Source organism: Streptomyces sp. NPDC006261, assembly GCF_040613515.1.
Taxonomy (GTDB): Bacteria; Actinomycetota; Actinomycetes; order Streptomycetales; family Streptomycetaceae; genus Streptomyces.
In genome coordinates this window covers 1-17299 of sequence record NZ_JBEXSI010000004.1, presented here as the reverse complement: position 1 = coordinate 17299, position 17299 = coordinate 1, and the positions used below count along the sequence as shown (strand labels likewise).

The 17299-nt window shown below is 69.5% G+C and carries 14 protein-coding genes, 5 tRNA genes and 2 pseudogenes; 10 read left to right on the top strand and 11 right to left on the bottom strand.

Translation table 11 applies throughout. The features are described from left to right. Window positions 1-86 precede the first annotated feature (86 nt). The 9 genes from ABZ154_RS03225 to ABZ154_RS03185 form a co-directional block, all read right to left on the bottom strand. Window positions 87-159 (bottom strand) — tRNA-Glu (locus ABZ154_RS03225). 20 nt (window positions 160-179) lie between these two features. After that, window positions 180-251: transfer RNA gene (locus ABZ154_RS03220), tRNA-Gln, on the bottom strand. Window positions 252-263: 12 nt separating this feature from the next. Beyond that, window positions 264-336 (bottom strand) — tRNA-Glu (locus ABZ154_RS03215). Window positions 337-396: 60 nt separating this feature from the next. Then, window positions 397-469 (bottom strand) — tRNA-Glu (locus ABZ154_RS03210). Between the two features lie 38 nt (window positions 470-507). Next, window positions 508-579, bottom strand: a tRNA-Gln gene (locus ABZ154_RS03205). Between the two features lie 87 nt (window positions 580-666). Beyond that, window positions 667-1386, bottom strand: a complete 720-nt coding sequence (locus tag ABZ154_RS03200) for an HAD family hydrolase (protein WP_356828531.1) — start codon at window positions 1384-1386, stop codon at window positions 667-669. Between the two features lie 99 nt (window positions 1387-1485). Continuing rightward, entirely contained in the window at window positions 1486-2970 is a 1485-nt protein-coding gene (gene gltX, locus ABZ154_RS03195) for a glutamate--tRNA ligase (RefSeq protein ID WP_356828529.1), read from the bottom strand. Continuing rightward, complete coding sequence (locus ABZ154_RS03190) at window positions 2963-3748, bottom strand: fumarylacetoacetate hydrolase family protein (protein WP_356828527.1); 786 nt, start codon at window positions 3746-3748, stop codon at window positions 2963-2965. The genes gltX and ABZ154_RS03190 overlap by 8 nt, the downstream gene beginning before the upstream one ends. 93 nt (window positions 3749-3841) lie before the next feature. Next, window positions 3842-4024 (bottom strand): hypothetical protein, encoded by a 183-nt coding sequence (locus tag ABZ154_RS03185; protein ID WP_356828525.1) that lies wholly within the window; start codon window positions 4022-4024, stop codon window positions 3842-3844. Window positions 4025-4602: 578 nt separating this feature from the next. Here ABZ154_RS03185 and ABZ154_RS03180 point away from each other — a divergent pair. From ABZ154_RS03180 to ABZ154_RS03135, 10 genes and pseudogenes are all read left to right on the top strand, one after another. Further along, entirely contained in the window at window positions 4603-8331 is a 3729-nt protein-coding gene (locus ABZ154_RS03180; protein ID WP_356828523.1) for a nitrate- and nitrite sensing domain-containing protein, read from the top strand. Continuing rightward, window positions 8332-8754, top strand: a complete 423-nt coding sequence (locus tag ABZ154_RS03175; protein WP_003966009.1) for a roadblock/LC7 domain-containing protein — start codon at window positions 8332-8334, stop codon at window positions 8752-8754. 135 nt (window positions 8755-8889) lie between these two features. Continuing rightward, complete coding sequence (locus ABZ154_RS03170) at window positions 8890-9297, top strand: DUF742 domain-containing protein (protein WP_015611637.1); 408 nt, start codon at window positions 8890-8892, stop codon at window positions 9295-9297. After that, window positions 9278-9859, top strand: coding sequence for an ATP/GTP-binding protein (locus ABZ154_RS03165; RefSeq protein WP_015611636.1), 582 nt, complete (start codon window positions 9278-9280; stop codon window positions 9857-9859). The genes ABZ154_RS03170 and ABZ154_RS03165 overlap by 20 nt, the downstream gene beginning before the upstream one ends. A 363-nt stretch (window positions 9860-10222) precedes the next feature. Further along, the gene (locus tag ABZ154_RS03160) at window positions 10223-13477 is read left to right on the top strand and encodes a nitrate- and nitrite sensing domain-containing protein (protein WP_356828521.1); all 3255 of its coding nucleotides are present in this window, start codon (window positions 10223-10225) and stop codon (window positions 13475-13477) included. A gap of 10 nt (window positions 13478-13487) precedes the next feature. Beyond that, the gene (locus ABZ154_RS03155; RefSeq protein WP_006127847.1) at window positions 13488-13901 is read left to right on the top strand and encodes a roadblock/LC7 domain-containing protein; all 414 of its coding nucleotides are present in this window, start codon (window positions 13488-13490) and stop codon (window positions 13899-13901) included. 90 nt (window positions 13902-13991) lie between these two features. Further along, complete coding sequence (locus tag ABZ154_RS03150) at window positions 13992-14639, top strand: DUF742 domain-containing protein (RefSeq protein WP_356828519.1); 648 nt, start codon at window positions 13992-13994, stop codon at window positions 14637-14639. Beyond that, window positions 14620-15201 carry an ATP/GTP-binding protein gene (locus tag ABZ154_RS03145; protein WP_014048542.1) on the top strand — a complete coding sequence of 194 codons (582 nt, stop codon included), beginning with the start codon at window positions 14620-14622 and terminating at the stop codon, window positions 15199-15201. The genes ABZ154_RS03150 and ABZ154_RS03145 overlap by 20 nt, the downstream gene beginning before the upstream one ends. A 201-nt stretch (window positions 15202-15402) precedes the next feature. After that, a pseudogene (locus ABZ154_RS03140) lies at window positions 15403-15552 on the top strand (hypothetical protein); the annotation flags it as partial. Window positions 15553-15640: 88 nt separating this feature from the next. After that, window positions 15641-16017: pseudogene (locus tag ABZ154_RS03135) on the top strand (IS30 family transposase); the annotation flags it as partial. A 79-nt stretch (window positions 16018-16096) separates the two neighbouring features. Here ABZ154_RS03135 and ABZ154_RS03130 read toward each other — a convergent pair. After that, a complete protein-coding gene (locus ABZ154_RS03130; RefSeq protein ID WP_356828517.1) occupies window positions 16097-16300 on the bottom strand; it encodes an acyl-CoA carboxylase subunit epsilon in 204 nt (67 codons plus the stop codon). Between the two features lie 72 nt (window positions 16301-16372). Further along, on the bottom strand, window positions 16373-17299 hold a 927-nt coding region (locus ABZ154_RS03125; RefSeq protein WP_356828515.1), incomplete at its 5' end, for a carboxyl transferase domain-containing protein.

The window sequence follows — 17299 nt, the reverse complement described above, 5'->3', positions numbered from 1 at the left end:
TGGACGGCTTGACCCGGGGCACCGGCTGCCGGACAGAGGAAAAGGCCCTCCACCGAAGCGAAGGGCCTTTCCGTACCGCTCTGTTGTACCCCCGACCGGATTCGAACCGGCGCTACTGCCGTGAGAGGGCAGCGTGCTAGGCCGCTACACAACGGGGGCGTGATTACTGCTGACTTGCGCTGGGCTACCAGGACTCGAACCTAGAATGACGGTACCAGAAACCGTAGTGTTGCCAATTACACCATAGCCCATGGTGTGACAAGTACCCCCGACCGGATTCGAACCGGCGCTACTGCCGTGAGAGGGCAGCGTGCTAGGCCGCTACACAACGGGGGCCCTAGCGATCCTGCATCGAAAACGTGGGTGCGACCCAGTTGTTCTCGCGGGAAGGATCTGTACCCCCGACCGGATTCGAACCGGCGCTACTGCCGTGAGAGGGCAGCGTGCTAGGCCGCTACACAACGGGGGCTTGTCCTGCTGGTCTTGCTCGTACTGCTTGGTCTTGCGCTGGGCTACCAGGACTCGAACCTAGAATGACGGTACCAGAAACCGTAGTGTTGCCAATTACACCATAGCCCACTGAAACGCAACCCCTGTAGGGGTTTCATCTCTGTCTGCGCTTCCCGACCGGATCTTTCGGCCCGCTCGGGCGGCGCAGAAAGAACATTACCCGAAGGTGTCCGGCGCTCCAAAACGGGTATTGCCCGCCAGCAGGCCGGGGAGCTGGTCCAGCCCGGTGATCCGGACGAGATCGGAGCGGCCGCCCCTGCCCCGACGGTCGAGCCAGATGCCGGTCAGCCCGGCGGCGACGGCCCCGCTCGCGTCGATGTCCGGCTCGTCACCGACGTACGCCACCTCGTGCGGGTCCAGCGCGAGCGCCTCGCAGGCCGCGTGGAAGGCGCCGGCCTCGGGCTTGGAGATGCCGAGCTCGACGGCGCAGACCATCGCCTCGAACCGGTCCCGCACACCGAGCGCCGTCAGCTTGTGGTGCTGGTGGTGGGTGTTGGCATTGGACAGGATCCCGTGCCGGTAGTCGGGGTCCAGCAGGTCGAGGACCGGCAGCACGTCCGGGAAGAGCGTCCAGGCGGCCTCGTAGTGGGCGGCGTGGCGCCCGAACCACGCCTCGGCCTCGGCGTCCTCCAGCTCCCTCGAGAGGAACTCCCGCACCCGGTCCCGCCGCTGCCCGGCGAAGTCCGTCTCCCCGGCGGTCATGCGCGCCCAGTGCCGGACGCTCAGCGCCCGCCAGGCGTCGAGGGCCACGTCCACCGAGGCGTACGCCTCGGGCAGGCCTTCGCCCTCCAGGTGCCGGCGCATCCCGATGCGGTCGGCGCCCGTGTAGTCGAAGATCGTGTCATCGATGTCCCAGAGCACGGCTCGGATCGGCATGGATCTCACGGTAGCCGCATGCCGATGGCCGTGGAGGCGTAAATACCGAGGAGGGCCACAGCCGGTCGGCCGTGGCCCTCCTCGGGGGTGCGCTGTCGCTTACGCCGTCAGCTTCGCCAGCGCCGCGTCCACGCGGGCCAGGCTCTTCTCCCGGCCCAGGATCTCCAGGGACTCGAAGAGCGGCAGGCCGATGGTGCGGCCGGTCACGGCGACCCGGACCGGGGCCTGCGCCTTGCCGAGCTTGAGGCCGTGCGCCTCGCCGGCGGCCAGGACCGCGTTCTTCAGGGACTCCGGGTCACTCCAGTCCGCCGCCTCCAGGTTGGCGCGGGCCGTGGTCAGGAGGGCGGCCGGGTCGCCCTTCATCGCCTTGGCCCAGGATGCCTCGTCCTCCACCGGCTCGTCGAGGAAGAGGAAGTCGACGTTGTCGGTGATGTCGGAGAGCACCGTGACCCGGGTCTGGGCGTACGGGGCGATCCGCGTCCACTTGTCCGCGTCGAAGGCCTCCGGCGCCCAGGGCGCGAAGGGGGCCTTCAGCCAGGGGCCGCAGGCTTCGGTGAAGGCCTTCACGTCGAGCATGCGGATGTGCTCGGCGTTGATGTGCTCGCACTTCTTGAGGTCGAAACGGGCCGGGTTGGCGTTGACGTCCTCGATGTCGAACGCCGCGATCAGCTCGTCCGTCGAGAAGATGTCGCGGTCCTCGGCGATGGACCAGCCGAGCAGCGACAGGTAGTTCAGCAGCCCCTCGGGGAGGAAGCCGCGCTCCCGGTAGAGGTTGAGGGAGGCCTGCGGGTCGCGCTTGGAGAGCTTCTTGTTGCCCTCGCCCATGACGTACGGCAGGTGACCGAAGGCGGGGGTCTCCTTGGCGATGCCCAGCTCGATGAGCGCCCGGTACAGGGCGATCTGGCGCGGGGTGGAGGAGAGCAGGTCCTCGCCGCGCAGGACGTGGGTGATCTCCATCAGCGCGTCGTCGACCGGGTTGACCAGCGTGTAGAGCGGGGCCCCGTTGGCGCGGACGATGCCGTAGTCCGGGACGTTCTCCGGCTGGACGGTGATGTCGCCGCGGACCAGGTCGGTGAAGGTGATGGCCTCGTCGGGCATCCGGAAGCGGACGATCGAGCTGCGGCCCTCGGCCTCGTAGGCGTCCTTCTGCTCGGTGGTGAGGTCGCGGCAGTGGCCGTCGTAGCCGGAGGGCCGGCCTGCGGCGCGGGCGGCGTCGCGGCGGGTGTCCAGCTCCTCGGTGGTGCAGTAGCAGGCGTACGCGTACCCGGCGGCGAGCAGCTTCTCGGCGACGTCCTTGTACAGGTCCATCCGCTGCGACTGGCGGTAGGGGGCGTGCGGGCCGCCGATCTCGGGGCCCTCGTCCCAGTCCAGGCCCAGCCAGCGCATCGAGTCGAGCAGCTGCCGGTAGGAGTCCTCGGAGTCGCGCGCGGCGTCGGTGTCCTCGATGCGGAAGACCAGGGTGCCCTGGTGGTGCCGGGCGAAGGCCCAGTTGAACAGGGCCGTCCGGACCAGGCCCACGTGGGGGTTGCCGGTCGGGGAGGGACAGAAACGTACGCGGACGGGTGCCGCTGGTGCGTTAACCACGCTTGATCACCTTGTTGGTGAGAGTGCCGATGCCTTCGATGGTGACGGCGACCTCGTCGCCGACGCGCAGGGGGCCGACCCCTGCGGGGGTGCCCGTGAGGATGACATCGCCCGGGAGGAGGGTCATTGCCTCCGTGATGTGGACGATCAGGTCCTCGATGGAGCGGACCATGTCGCTCGTGCGGCCGAGTTGCCGCTGCTCGCCGTTGACCGTCGCCTGGATGGTGAGGTCGTGGGGGTCCAGGTCGGTCTCCACCCAGGGGCCCAGCGGGCAGGAGGTGTCGAAGCCCTTGGCGCGGGCCCACTGCTTCTCGCGCTGCTGCACGTCGCGGGCGGTGACGTCGTTGGCGCAGGTGTAGCCGAGGATGACGTCCTTGACGCGTTCGCGGGGGACTTCGCGGCACATGCGGCCGATGACCACGGCCAGCTCGGCTTCGTGGTGGAGGTCGTTCGAGAAGGAGGGGTACTCGATCGCGTCGCCGGAGCCGATCACCGAGGTGGTGGGCTTGAAGAAGGTGATCGGCGCGTCGGGGACCTCGTTGCCGAGCTCGGCGGCGTGCTCCGCGTAGTTGCGGCCGATGGCCACGACCTTGTTGGGGAGCACGGGGGGCAGCAGCCGGACCTTGTTCAGCGGGACCTTGGTGCCCGAGAGCTCGAAGTCGGCGTACGGGATGCCCTTGATGATGTCGAGGACGAGGTCACCGGATTCCACGGTGCCCTGTCCCTCGACGGCGCCGAAGGCGACATTGCCGTCGATGGAGAACCTGGCGATGCGCACGGGATGCTGTCGCCCCTCACTTGCTGGCTGGCTGAAGACTGACGCTCCAGGCTAACGCGGTGAGGGGGCGCAGCCTCGCCCATCACGGGGCCGCTACCGGGCGGCCGCGACCGGGGCGTCCATCAGGATGGTGCGGCGCGGGTTGGCTGTGACGGTGGGCAGTTCGGCGGCGTGCTCCGGCAGGAAGGGCGTCTGCAGGGCCTCGGCGTCCTTGAGGTGCGCCAGCGTGGTGCGCCGGGGGTTGGCAATGTTGCGGAACGTCGTCGTCGTCTTCATCTGCCGTCAGGACCCTGTCGGTAGGGGCGCCGCCTCGGCGGCGCCTGCTTGTCGGATTCACCATCCCTGTAAAGCGACAGGCTAAACATCCGATTCCCCACCGGAGCCGGGATGAGGCGGCGATCATCATGTGAGTTTGCTCACGAAGTAATCGACAATTGTCCCATTACGGACAGGAGGGCGAGGTGCAGAAAACGGGCATTACCTCCCTGAATCCATCATTCCGCTCCTGATCATCGCGACTGGGACACCCCCCACCCCTAAGCGACTCATCCCCGAAAGTCCGTTTTACCCACGATCACTCTGCACTGCTTGTTACTAGTTCGTCACAACGTGTCACCCAGGTCACAGCCCGGTACATGGCCCTTGTTGGAGATCCTGCACTGTGCTGGAATTCCACGCACCGCCGCGGGTTTCAGACCGGCGCACCGGGGCGCAACGCAGCGCCGAGCGGCGGCGGGAGGGGGAAGTACGCCGGTCACTCAACGACCACCATGGGGCGCGTCCAGCGCCCCACGACGCCGACACCGTTCTGTCCTTATCCGGACGGAACGCCTGGTCCAGAGGTTGCGACGCTAGTGCAGGGACGTTTCAAGAGGGATGGCAGCGCTCCGGCGGAACAGGAGCCGCGCGGCGGGACCGACCGCGGTTCCTCGCCCCAGCACGCCCAGAACCCCGGGCCGGCCGCTGCCGGCGACAACAGCGACCGTGCGCAGCGCCCGGGCTCCACAGCGAGCAGCGGAGCCGAGCCGAGCACACCTCCCGCTTCCCGCGGCCCGGTCGACACGGGTTCGCGAATAGCGCTCCGTAACTGGCGCATCAGTACGCGACTGGTCTCGCTCCTCGCCCTCCCGGTGGTCGCAGCGACCAGCCTGGGCGGTCTGAGGATCAACGAGTCCATGACCGACATGCAGCAGCTGGAGCACATGCAGCTGCTGACGCAGATGACCAAGCAGGCGACCTCGCTCGCGCAGGCCCTCCAGGTGGAGCGCGACCAGTCCGCCGGTCCGCTCTCCAACGGCTCCAAGGCGACCGACTACAAGGTCTCCCAGCCCCGGGAGAAGACCGACCGGGCCAAGGACGCGTTCCTGGACGCGACCAACGAGATCGGCGACTTCGAGAACGACGACGCGCTGGAGAGCATCCACGCGAGCGTCGCCCAGATCGCCTCCCAGCTCGGTGACATCCGGTCGATCCGCAAGTCGGCGTACGAGGACGGCGCGCCGTCCCTCAACACCATCGACCAGTACAGCCAGCTGATCACCTCGCTGCTCAGCCTGTCCCAGGACATGGCCCAGGCGACCAGCAACCCGGACATGATCAAGCGGACCCGGGCCCTGGCGGCGTTCTCCTCCGCCAAGGAGTACGCCTCGATCCAGCGCGCGGTCATCGCGGCGGCGCTGCCCGGAGGCTCGGTCAAGGAACCGCACCTCAACGAGAACGACAAGCAGTTCGGCTCCAACGCCCTCGACAAGGAAACCCGCGCGATCAGCTCGTTCAAGTCGATCTACGGGTCGACCGGCGAGAGCGCGGTGGACCTGATGGCTCCGCTGGACAACGGCAACAACCCCGAGATCAACGCGGCGAACATGTACGCCAAGCACATCCTCGACACCCCGAACGGGATCGACGGGGCGAAGGTGCGCTCGTACATGGACTGGTACGACCAGTCCTCCACGAAGATCGACGCGATGAAGACGATCGAGACCACCCTCCTCAGCGACATGGAGGCCAAGGCGCGCGAGCTGCGCGAGGCCTCCCAGCGCGAGGCGATCATCAACGGTGCGGTCATCCTCCTCGTCCTCGGTGTCTCGCTGGTCGGCGCCTTCGTGGTGGCCCGGTCCATGATCCGCTCACTGCGGCGCCTCCAGGACACCGCCACCCGCGTCGCCCAGGACCGGCTGCCCGAGCTCGTCAAGCAGCTCTCCGAGACCGACCCGCAGGACGTGGACACCTCCGTCGAGTCGGTCGGTGTGCACTCCCGGGACGAGATCGGCCAGGTGGCCGCGGCCTTCGACGACGTGCACCGCGAGGCCGTCCGCCTCGCCGCCGAGCAGGCCCTTCTGCGAGGCAACGTCAACGCGATGTTCACCAACCTCTCGCGGCGTTCGCAGGGCCTCATCCAGCGCCAGCTCTCGCTCATCTCCGAGCTGGAGTCCCGCGAGGCCGACCCGGACCAGCTCTCCTCGCTCTTCAAGCTCGACCACCTCGCGACCCGTATGCGCCGTAACGGCGAGAACCTCCTCGTCCTCGCGGGCGAGGAGCCGGGCCGCCGGTGGACCCGCCCCGTCCCGCTGGTCGACGTGCTCCGTGCCGCCGCCTCCGAGGTGGAGCAGTACGAGCGCATCGAGCTGTCGGCGGTGCCCGCCACCGAGGTCGCGGGCCGGGTCGTCAACGACCTCGTGCACCTCCTCGCCGAGCTGCTGGAGAACGCCACGTCGTTCTCCTCGCCGCAGACGAAGGTCCGGGTCACCGGTCACGCGCTGCCCGACGGCCGGGTGCTCGTCGAGATCCACGACACCGGCATCGGTCTCTCCCCCGAGGACCTCGCCGCGATCAACGAGCGGCTCGCGCAGCCGCCCACCGTGGACGTCTCGGTCTCCCGCCGCATGGGTCTGTTCGTGGTCGGCCGGCTGTCGCTGCGTCACGGCATCCGCATCCAGCTGCGCCCCTCCGACTCCGGCGGCACGACCGCGCTGGTCATGCTGCCCGTCGACGTCGCCCACGGCGGCAAGCAGCCCCCGTCCAAGCAGGGCCCCGGCCAGCAGCCCGGCGGCGCCCCCGGCGGCCTGCTCGCCGGCAGCGGCAACGGTGCGGGCGCCGGCCAGCGTCCCGGTGTCGGCGGCGGACCGGGCGCCAAGAGCCTCGGCTCGGCCCCCGGCGGCCAGCGCGGCCAGGTCGGTGCGGGCTCCGGTCCGCGTGCCGCCCTCCCTGCCCGGGACAACGGCCCCGGTGGCCGCCCGCAGGGCCAGCAGAACAACGGGTCCCAGAACAACGGCCCGCAGAACCCCGGCAACCCGAACCAGGGCGGCCAGCCCTCCCCGGGCCAGGAGCCGCAGCGCCAGGGCGGTGGCGGCCTCTCCGGCGCCTTCGGCAACGGCGCCCGGCTCGGCGCGCGCGGTCAGGGCGATGCTCCCGGCCGTACGGAGCCGGGTCAGCCCAACCTGTTCGGTCACGGCGCTCCGGCCTCCCCCGGCCAGAACGGCCGCTCGAACGCGTTCGCCCCGCAGAACCAGCAGGGCCAGCAGGGCCCGGGCCAGCCCGGTCAGCACCAGCAGGGCCCCGGCGCGCCGCAGGCCCGGCACGAGCAGAACGGCCCCGGCCAGGGAGGCTTCCAGCAGCCCGGCGGCCCCGGCCGTCAGCTGCCGCCCACCGGCGGTCCGCGGGCCGAGCTGCCCGGCGGCAACGCGCAGCAGCGCCCGCAGGCCGCGGGCTGGGGCGCCGACGCCCCGCGCGGCCACGAGGAGCACGACGCGACCGGGCAGTTCGCCCGGCCGACGGGCCACGGCCAGGACCAGGCGTACAACGCCCCGCTGAACCAGGATCCGGGCGCGACCTCGCAGTTCGCCCGGCCGGACTTCAACGCGCCGCTCCAGCAGAACCAGGGCCAGGGGTACGGCCAGCAGGCCCAGGACCCGGCGTCCACCGCCCAGTTCGCGCGGCCCGACTTCAACGCGCCGCTCCAGCAGAACCAGGGCCAGCAGCTGCCCGCGCCGCGTCAGCGCGGCCCGGAGGGCAGCGGCTTCGGTGCCCCGCGTCCCTCGGCATCCCCGGCGGGTGAGGCCCCCTACCGTCCTGCGCTCCCCCAGCAGCCGGAGGCCCTGCCGCCGGCCGGTCCCGGGGACGGCCGTACGCCGCTGTACGACACCCTGGAGACCAATTGGTTCCACGGTCCGGGCCAGGGTGGCCAGCAGGCCCCCGAGCCGCAGGCACCGGCCGTTCCGGAGCCCACCGGCGTGCCCGTTCCGCCCATGCCCCAGCGTGGTGCGGCCGAGGCTCCGGTCACCAGCTCCTGGCGCGCCTCGCCCAACGACGAGCTCGTACGTCAGGCCGAGCGGGTCAAGAAGCCGGCCGCCGGCGGGGTCACCACTTCCGGGCTGCCCCGCCGTGTTCCCCGCGCCAATTTGGTTCCGGGGACCGCTCAGCAGCAGAATCACCAGTCCGGACCTCAGGTTTCGCGTGCGCCCGATGACGTACGCGGTCGTCTGACCAATCTCCGCCGGGGCATCCAGCAGGGACGGCAGGCCAACAACGGCCCGTCGACCGGCAGTATCCATCTCGGCCCCACTCACCAGCAGGAGCGTTAGTTGAGCCCCATGAGTCAGGCCGCGCAGAATCTGAACTGGCTGATCACCAACTTCGTGGACAACACCCCAGGGGTGTCCCACACGGTGGTGGTCTCCGCGGATGGCCTGCTGCTGGCGATGTCCGAAGGTTTCCCGCGCGACCGCGCCGATCAGCTGGCGGCCGTGGCCTCCGGTCTGACGTCGCTCACCGCAGGTGCCTCGCGGATCTTCGAGGGCGGCGCCGTCAGCCAGACCGTTGTGGAGATGGAGCGCGGGTTCCTCTTCCTGATGTCCATCTCCGACGGATCCTCACTCGCCGTCCTCGCCCACCCGGACGCCGACATCGGTCTGGTCGGTTACGAGATGGCCCTCCTGGTCGACCGTGCGGGCACCGTCCTCACGCCCGACCTCCGCGCCGAGCTCCAGGGCAGTCTGCTCCATTAGGCGGCCGTCCTGCGGATTCACGACACGATCCCCCCAGGTAATGCCCACAACCCTCACCCGCCAGGCCGCCTTAGTCCCCTCACCGGCCCCTTGCAGACGGCAAGCCGAGAACCTGCTGTCACGCCCGGAGGATTCATGACCCCGCCACCCGCCTCACCCGATCCGTACGGCGCACTGCACCACGCGTCGTACGACGAGGGAGGCGACCAGCCGCTGGTTCGTCCTTACGCCATGACCGGCGGCCGGACCCGGCCGCGTTACCAGCTCGCGATAGAGGCACTGGTCAGCACCACCGCGGACCCGGCGCATCTGGGGACGCTGCTCCCCGAGCATCAGCGGATCTGCCACCTCTGCCGCGAGGTCAAGTCGGTGGCCGAGGTCTCCGCGCTGCTGTCGATGCCGCTCGGCGTCGCCCGCATCCTCGTGGCGGACCTGGCGGAAGCCGGCATGGTGGCCATCCACCAGCCGGGCAATGGAGAGGCCGGCGGCGCGCCGGATGTGACACTGCTCGAAAGGGTGCTCAGTGGACTTCGCAAGCTCTAGCGGCGGTACGGCCCGCGCCACTACCTCCGCGAAGATCGTGGTGGCGGGCGGCTTCGGCGTGGGCAAGACCACGTTCGTCGGTGCCGTTTCGGAGATCAACCCGCTGCGCACCGAGGCCGTGATGACGTCCGCGTCCGCGGGCATCGACGACCTGACCCACACCGGGGACAAGACCACCACGACGGTGGCCATGGACTTCGGACGTATCACCCTGGACCAGGACCTGATCCTGTACCTCTTCGGTACACCCGGGCAGGACCGCTTCTGGTTCATGTGGGACGACCTGGTCCGCGGCGCCATCGGCGCCGTCGTCCTCGTCGACACCCGCCGCCTCGCCGACTGCTTCCCCGCCGTCGACTACTTCGAGAACAGCGGCCTCCCCTTCGTCATCGCCCTCAACGGCTTCGACGGACACCAGCCCTACACCCCCGACGAGGTACGCGAAGCGCTCCAGATCGGACCGGACGCACCCATCATCACGACGGACGCGCGGCATCGCGCGGATGCCAAGAGCGGCCTGATCACCCTGGTCGAGCACGCGCTGATGGCACGCTTGAAGTAGTCCCGACAAGTAGGCGTAAGTCGTTTTTGCCATACGGAAGTTGTTGTAGTCACGCGGGGGCGGCCTGTGTCGTTTGACACGATCCGCCCCCGCGTTCATAACGTTTCGACAGAGAATTGGCCCCGCGCCACCACCCGATGCATCCATATGGTGCCACTGCGCTCACATGAGCCCCGCCTTTTGCCGGGGCTCGCTCTTTATGCCCGTTTTATCTGAGGCGTGGACCACTCGGAATGATCGATTCCGAGTGTTTGGAAGGGGGCCCGTACCCGTGCTGCAATTCGTCGAACTCCCGAGTAGTTACGGCCCTGAACGAATAATCCGGCACAACGTAGGTGCCGACGCCGAGAGGTTGTTGGTCGAGTGAGGCGAAGCAACGAGGGCTCCGCGGTGCAGCCCGAGCGGGGCAACTTCACCCCGCCGTCGCACGCTGCGGCGTCCCCTGCACAGGCGCCCGAGCCGGAGCCGGCCGGTGGCAGCACCAGTCGGTTCTCCCCGCGCAACTGGCGGGTGGCCACCCGGCTGAACGCGATCCTCCTGATCCCGGTCATCGTCGGCCTGATCATGGGCGGCTTCCAGGTGAAGGGATCCATCGACACCTGGAGCGAGGCCCAGGAGGCCGAGAAGACCGCGCTCGTCGTGCGCGCCGCCTCCGACTACGGTCAGGCGCTCCTGGACGAACGGGACCTCACGGCCCAGCCGCTGCTCTCCGGTGACCGGGAGGCCGACATCGTCGAGCAGTCCCGGGCCGCCACCGACGAGGCGCGGGTCGCCTTCGAGAACGCGGTGAAGGAGATGCCGGCCAAGCCGGGCCTGGAGCGTCGTCTCAAGCTCTTCAAGGGCGAGGAGCCCAAGCTCCCCGAGCTCCGCAAGGCCGCCTACTCGCAGGCGCTGGACCCGGTGAAGACCGAAGAGGGCTACACCCAGGTCCAGCACTCGCTGATGGAGTTCTCCAACGAGCTCGGTCTCGGCACCGGCAACATCACCAGCTACGGCCGTACCGTCTACGCGATCGAGCTGGCCAAGGCTGCAGAATCGCTTCAGCGCTCGATCGGCATGCACCTGCTGGTGCGCCCGAGCAAGAAGCCCGGCGTCTACAACGACCAGGTCAAGGCCTTCGGCTCGTACAACTACATGGAGCAGATCGCCCTCGCCGAGTTCAACTCCGGTGGTACCCAGGCCGACGTCGACCGCCTCAAGCAGGTCATGGCGGGCAAGGCCGCCGAGGGCGCCAGGCAGCTCAAGGCCGCCCGCGAGCAGGCCGAGGCCGCAGGCCAGCCCTTCGTGTCGCCGCCGAGCATCGACGGTTCGGTCTTCGACGGCATGGCCCAGCAGATCGGCCAGGGCCAGGACCCCGCGGACCTGGCGAAGAAGGGCATCACGCCCGAGACCTGGATGGCCGCCGCCACAGCCAAGTTCGAGGGGTACGCCACCGTCGAGGACGAGCTCGTCACCAAGGCGGTGAACGAGGCCGCGAAGATATCCTCCGACGCCAAGCGGGACGCCATCATCAACGGCCTGGCCGTCGTCATCGCCCTGCTGGCCGCCTTCTTCGTGGCCGGGCTCATGGCCCGCCAGATGAGCCGCTCGATGCGCCAGCTGCGTACCGCCGCGTTCTCCATCGCCGAGCAGCGGCTGCCCTCCCTGGTCGACCAGCTCTCCCGCACCGACCCGGGCCGGGTCGACACCCGGGTGCAGCCGATCCCGATCACCACGCAGGACGAGATCGGCGAGGTCGCCCGCGCCTTCGACCAGGTGCACCGCGAGGCCGTCCGGCTCGCCGCCGAGCAGGCCATGCTGCGGGGCAACGTCAACGCGATCTTCACCAACCTCTCGCGCCGCAACCAGTCGCTCATCGAGGGCCAGCTGACCCTCATCACCGACCTGGAGAACAACGAGGCGGACCCGGACCAGCTGGAGAGCCTCTTCAAGCTGGACCACCTGGCCACCCGAATGCGGCGCAACGGCGAGAACCTGCTCGTCCTCTCCGGCGAGGAGCCCGGCCGCCGCTGGGACCAGCCGGTGCCGCTGGTCGACGTCCTGCGCGCCGCCTCCTCCGAGGTGGAGTCCTACGAGCGCATCGAGCTGTCCGGCGTCCCCGAGGCCGAGATCCACGGCCGGGCCGTCACCGACCTCGTGCACCTGCTCGCCGAGCTGCTGGAGAACGCCACCACGTTCTCCTCGCCGCAGACCAAGGTCAAGGTCACCGCGACCCGGCTGCCCGACGGCCGCGTCATGGTCGAGATCCACGACAAGGGCATCGGCCTCACCGCCGAGGACTTCGCCGACATCAACCACAAGCTGGCCAACCCGCCGACGGTGGACGCCGCGGTCTCCCAGCGCATGGGCCTGTTCGTGGTCGGCCGACTCGCCGACCGGCACGGCATCCGGGTCCAGCTGCGCCCCTCGGGCGAGCAGGCCGGCACGACGTCGCTGGTCATGCTCCCGGACGCCATCACCCACGGTGGCAGTGGCGATACCCTGCAGGGGCAGGACGACTTCACCGTCTCCTCGATCATCCCCGAGCAGCGGGACGCCTTCGAGCCGGCCCCGCAGCACGGCCAGATGCGTACGGCGGCGGAGCTCGGCTTCGACGACTCGCGCTACGAACTTGCGGCGGACCCGGGTGAGCTGGACCCGGTCAACCGTTCGCTGATGCGCGAGGAGCGCCGGACGGCGCTGGAGGCCCAGACCGGCCCCGGCGGCCCGTTCCCCAACGGCTCCCAGGAGCAGCAGGGATACGGCCAGCAGGCCTACACGCAGGACCAGTACGCCGGGCAGGACCAGTACGACAACGGTTCGCAGGGGTACGCACCGGAGTCCTACGGCCAGGACCAGTACGCCCAGCAGGCCCAGCAGCAGGACCCGTACGCCGGCTCCTACGAGCAGCAGGGTTACGGCACCGGGGACGGCTACCCGCAGCAGCAGGAGCAGAACGCGCCTCAGGCGCAGCCGCAGCAGGGCTATGCGGAAGCGGCATATGCCGCTCCGGAGAACCCGCAGGACCCCTACGCCGCCGACCGGTACGCTGCCCCGACCGACCAGTCCCACCAGGACGACTGGCCTGTACAGAACGGTTCGCAGAACACTTTTGAGCCGGTTCGGCAGACTGAAGCGGAATCTGTTCCGAGCGTTCCCGCACCGTCGCAGGAGCGCGTAGGCTTCGAACGTCCGGGGTCCACCACGAGCGTCGGCCCCGAGCTGACCGAAGCCGGTCTGCCTCGCCGCGGCGGTGCGCAGCACTGGCAGCCGAGCGGCCGCGGCAACGACCAGCCCGCTCCGGCTCCGCCGCGGCAGCCGCAGCAGGAAGAGCGGCAGGCCCCGCAGACGGACGGGGACGGCACCGACGACTGGCGTTCGACGAATGACGAGCGCTGGGAGCGGGCCGAGAAGCTCCGTGAGCCGAAGGCGGGCGGAATCACCCCCTCCGGTCTCCCCCGGCGCGTGCCCAAGGCCAACCTGGTCGAAGGCACGGCGGAGCAGACCCAGCAGGGCGGCCCACAGGTCTCCCGCGCCCCCGAGGACGTCCGCGGCAGGCTGAGCAAACTGCGGCGCGGTGTCCAGCGGGGACGCAACGCGGGGCCGGACACCAGTACCACCTACAACCAGGAGCGTTAGTGTGAGCCCGATGAGCCAGGCGGCGCAGAATCTCAACTGGTTGATCACCAACTTCGTGGACAACACCCCCGGGGTGTCGCACACGGTGGTGGTCTCCGCCGACGGACTCCTGCTGGCCATGTCCGAAGGATTCCCGCGCGACCGCGCCGACCAGCTGGCGGCCGTCGCCTCCGGTCTGACGTCGCTGACCGCGGGCGCCTCGCGGATCTTCGAGGGCGGGGCGGTGAACCAGACCGTTGTGGAGATGGAGCGGGGATTCCTCTTCATCATGTCCATCTCGGACGGTTCGTCACTCGCCGTTCTCGCCCACCCGGATGCCGATATCGGTCTGGTCGGGTACGAAATGGCACTTCTGGTCGACCGCGCGGGGAGTGTTCTGACCCCGGATCTCCGTGCCGAACTTCAGGGAAGCCTTCTTAACTAGTAGACAGACAGTGCGTTTCTCGCCACCGCGCCATAAGGTGCGGTGGCGCGGCCCCACTGGGATCGGCGACCGGCAGTCGGAGGAGGAAACGTGGCAGCACCCACAGGCGGACACCCCTACGAGGGTGAACAGAGGGTTCCGGGTGAGCACGGTGACAACCGTTTCGGCTTCCCCACCGCATCCGGAGGCCAGGGCCCCGGCAACTCATATCAGCCATACCAGCAGCCGCAGCAGCCGCAGGGCGCCCATGGCGCGCAGGGGTCCGAGTGGCCCCAGCAGCAGCCGGGTTCGCCGTGGCCGCAGCAGCAGCCCCAGCAGCGGTACGACGCGCCGCAGCAGCAGCGTATCCAGCCGGTGCAGCACCGGCGGGCCCCCGAGCCCGCCAAGCCCGCCGCGCACAACCCGCTGGTCCGTCCGTACGCCATGACCGGCGGCCGGACCCGGCCGCGGTACCAGCTCGCCATCGAGGCGCTGGTCAGCACGACGGCCGATCCGTCCCGGCTGCAAGGGCAGTTGCCCGAGCACCAGCGGATCTGCCGGCTCTGCATCGAGATCAAGTCGGTCGCCGAGGTTTCGGCCCTTCTCTCGATCCCCCTCGGCGTTGCCCGGATCCTCGTCGCCGACCTGGCCGAGGCCGGACTCGTCGCTATCCATCAGCCCGGCGGCGACGAGGCCGCCGGCGGCCAGCCAGATGTGACACTGCTCGAAAGGGTGCTCAGTGGACTTCGCAAGCTCTAGCGGCGGAGCGGCCCGCTCCACTACCTCGGCGAAGATCGTGGTGGCAGGGGGCTTCGGCGTGGGTAAGACCACGTTTGTCGGTGCCGTTTCGGAGATCAATCCGCTGCGCACCGAAGCCGTGATGACGTCCGCGTCCGCGGGCATCGACGACCTGACCCACACCGGGGACAAGACCACCACGACGGTGGCCATGGACTTCGGACGTATCACCCTGGACCAGGACCTGATCCTGTACCTCTTCGGTACACCCGGGCAGGACCGCTTCTGGTTCATGTGGGACGACCTGGTCCGCGGCGCCATCGGCGCCGTCGTCCTCGTCGACACCCGCCGCCTCGCCGACTGCTTCCCCGCCGTCGACTACTTCGAGAACAGCGGCCTCCCCTTCGTCATCGCCCTCAACGGCTTCGACGGTCACCAGCCCTACACCCCCGACGAGGTACGCGAAGCGCTCCAGATCGGACCGGACACCCCGATCCTGACGACGGACGCCCGGCACCGCGCCGACGCCAAGAGCGCGCTCATCACGCTGGTCGAGCACGCCCTGATGGCCCGCCTGCGCTAGGCCTCCCGCCCGTACGAGAAGGGCCCCGCACTCCTTGGACGGGTTCTAGCGATCCTCGCAGCACCCTGTTTTCCAGGGAGTTGCGGGGATCGTGGATTCCGGGGACTTGCAGGCAAGGTTCTTCGAAGCGCTGGATCGGGAGAACGGCAGTATCTCGGGTGCGGCTCGGGCGGTCGGGGCGAACCCTCACACGGCGGCTGCGTGGGCGCGGAAGGCCGGTGTCCGTGGTCGTGGGAAGCCTGGTACGGGCGGGCGTCCGGGGCGGGTGGAGCCGAGCTGCACTCATGGTTCCTGACGGTGACCGAGCGGAAGTCAATCGCCGACGTGCGTCGTGAGGGCCGGTCGCTACGGGCGATCGGGCGGGCGTTGGGCCGGCCGGCGTCCACCGTCGAGCGGGAGATCGACGCACGCGCGGTCGGCGGTGCCTATCGACGAGATGGTGATGATCTCCGAGCGTCCTGCCGAGGTCGAGGACCGGGCGGTTCCCGGCCACTGGGAAGGCGATCTGATCGTCGGCCCCCGCAGCGAGAGCGCGATCGTGACCTTGGTCGAGCGCTCCACCCGCTATGTCCTGCTCGGACACCTGCCCGGCGGGCACACCGCCGAGGAGGTGTCCGCGACGTGCTGGTGCCCCTGATCCAGACCCTGCCCGAGCACCTGCGCGGCTCGCTGACCTGGGACCAGGGCTGCGAGATGGCCGCGCACAGCCCCGAAGACCTCGAACACGTGGCCCAGCAACTCAACGGCCGACCACGCAAAACGCTCGGCTGGAGAACTCCAGCCGAGCGCCTGCGTGATCCACTGACGACCGCGTAAGCCATCAGGTGTTGCGAGGACCACCAGAACCCGCCCTTGAGGAGTTCGGGGCCCTTCTCGTGACGCTGAACGGGGGGTGTCAGCCCTGCCAGCTGTGCGGCGCGCGGAAGCCCGGCGTGCGCTCCAGGCGGCGCCAGCCGGCCGTGTCGCGGCCGCGGTGGGCGGGGGCGGACGGCTGGGCGGCCGCGCGGGCCATCAGCACGGCGGTGATGGCCGCCAGTTCCTCGGGGGCGGCGTGCCCCTTCTCGACGCGCAGGACGGACTCGGTGGAAGTCAGGCTCATGGTGGGGGTGTCTCCGTCTTCTCGGCAGGGTGTCGTGGACCGTGCGGCGGATCGCGCCGCCGCGGAGGGCGACTACTGCGGGGGGTTGCCGTGCTTGCGGGACGGCAGGTCGGCGTGCTTGTTGCGGAGCATGGCGAGCGAGGCGATGAGTACCTCGCGGGTCTCGGCGGGGTCGATGACGTCGTCGACCAGGCCGCGCTCGGCCGCGTAGTAGGGGTGCATCAGCTCGGCCTTGTACTCCTTGACCATGCGGGCGCGCATGGCCTCGGGGTCCTCGGCCTCGGCGATCTGGCGGCGGAAGATGACGTTGGCGGCGCCCTCGGCGCCCATGACCGCGATCTCGTTGGTGGGCCAGGCGTAGGTGAGGTCGGCCCCGATGGACTGGCTGTCCATGACGATGTACGCGCCTCCGTAGGCCTTCCGCAGAATCAGCGAGATCCGGGGCACGGTGGCGTTGCAGTAGGCGTACAGCAGCTTGGCGCCGTGCCGGATGATTCCACCGTGCTCCTGGTCCACGCCCGGCAGGAAGCCGGGGACGTCCAGAAGGGTGATGATCGGGATGTTGAAGGCGTCGCACATCTGGACGAACCGTGCGGCCTTCTCGGACGCCTCGATGTCCAGCACCCCGGCCAGCGCCTGCGGCTGGTTGGCGACGATGCCGACGACCTGGCCGTCCAGGCGGGCCAGCGCGCAGATGATGTTGCGGGCCCAGCGCTCGTGGATCTCCAGGTAGTCGCCGTCGTCGACGAGCTCCTCGATCACCTGGTGCATGTCGTACGGACGGTTGCCGTCGGCCGGAACGAGGTCCAGGAGGACGTCGCCGCGCCGGTCGGCGGGGTCGTCGCTCTCGACGGTCGGCGGGTTCTCGCGGTTGTTGGAGGGCAGCATCCCGATGAGGTAGCGGACCTCGGCGATGCAGGTCTCCTCGTCGTCGTACGCGAAGTGCGCCACACCGCTCGTCTCGGCGTGCACGTCCGCGCCGCCCAGGCCGTTCTGGGT

Bases quoted from the DNA above. Each gene is read 5' to 3' on its own strand.
- ABZ154_RS03200 (WP_356828531.1), bottom strand. From the start codon at position 1,386: ATGCCGATCCGAGCCGTGCTCTGGGACATCGATGACACGATCTTCGAC.
- ABZ154_RS03185 (WP_356828525.1), bottom strand. From the start codon at position 4,024: ATGAAGACGACGACGACGTTCCGCAACATTGCCAACCCCCGGCGCACC.
- ABZ154_RS03170 (WP_015611637.1), top strand. From the start codon at position 8,890: ATGACCCCGCCACCCGCCTCACCCGATCCGTACGGCGCACTGCACCAC.
- ABZ154_RS03155 (WP_006127847.1), top strand. From the start codon at position 13,488: ATGAGCCAGGCGGCGCAGAATCTCAACTGGTTGATCACCAACTTCGTG.
- ABZ154_RS03130 (WP_356828517.1), bottom strand. From the start codon at position 16,300: ATGAGCCTGACTTCCACCGAGTCCGTCCTGCGCGTCGAGAAGGGGCAC.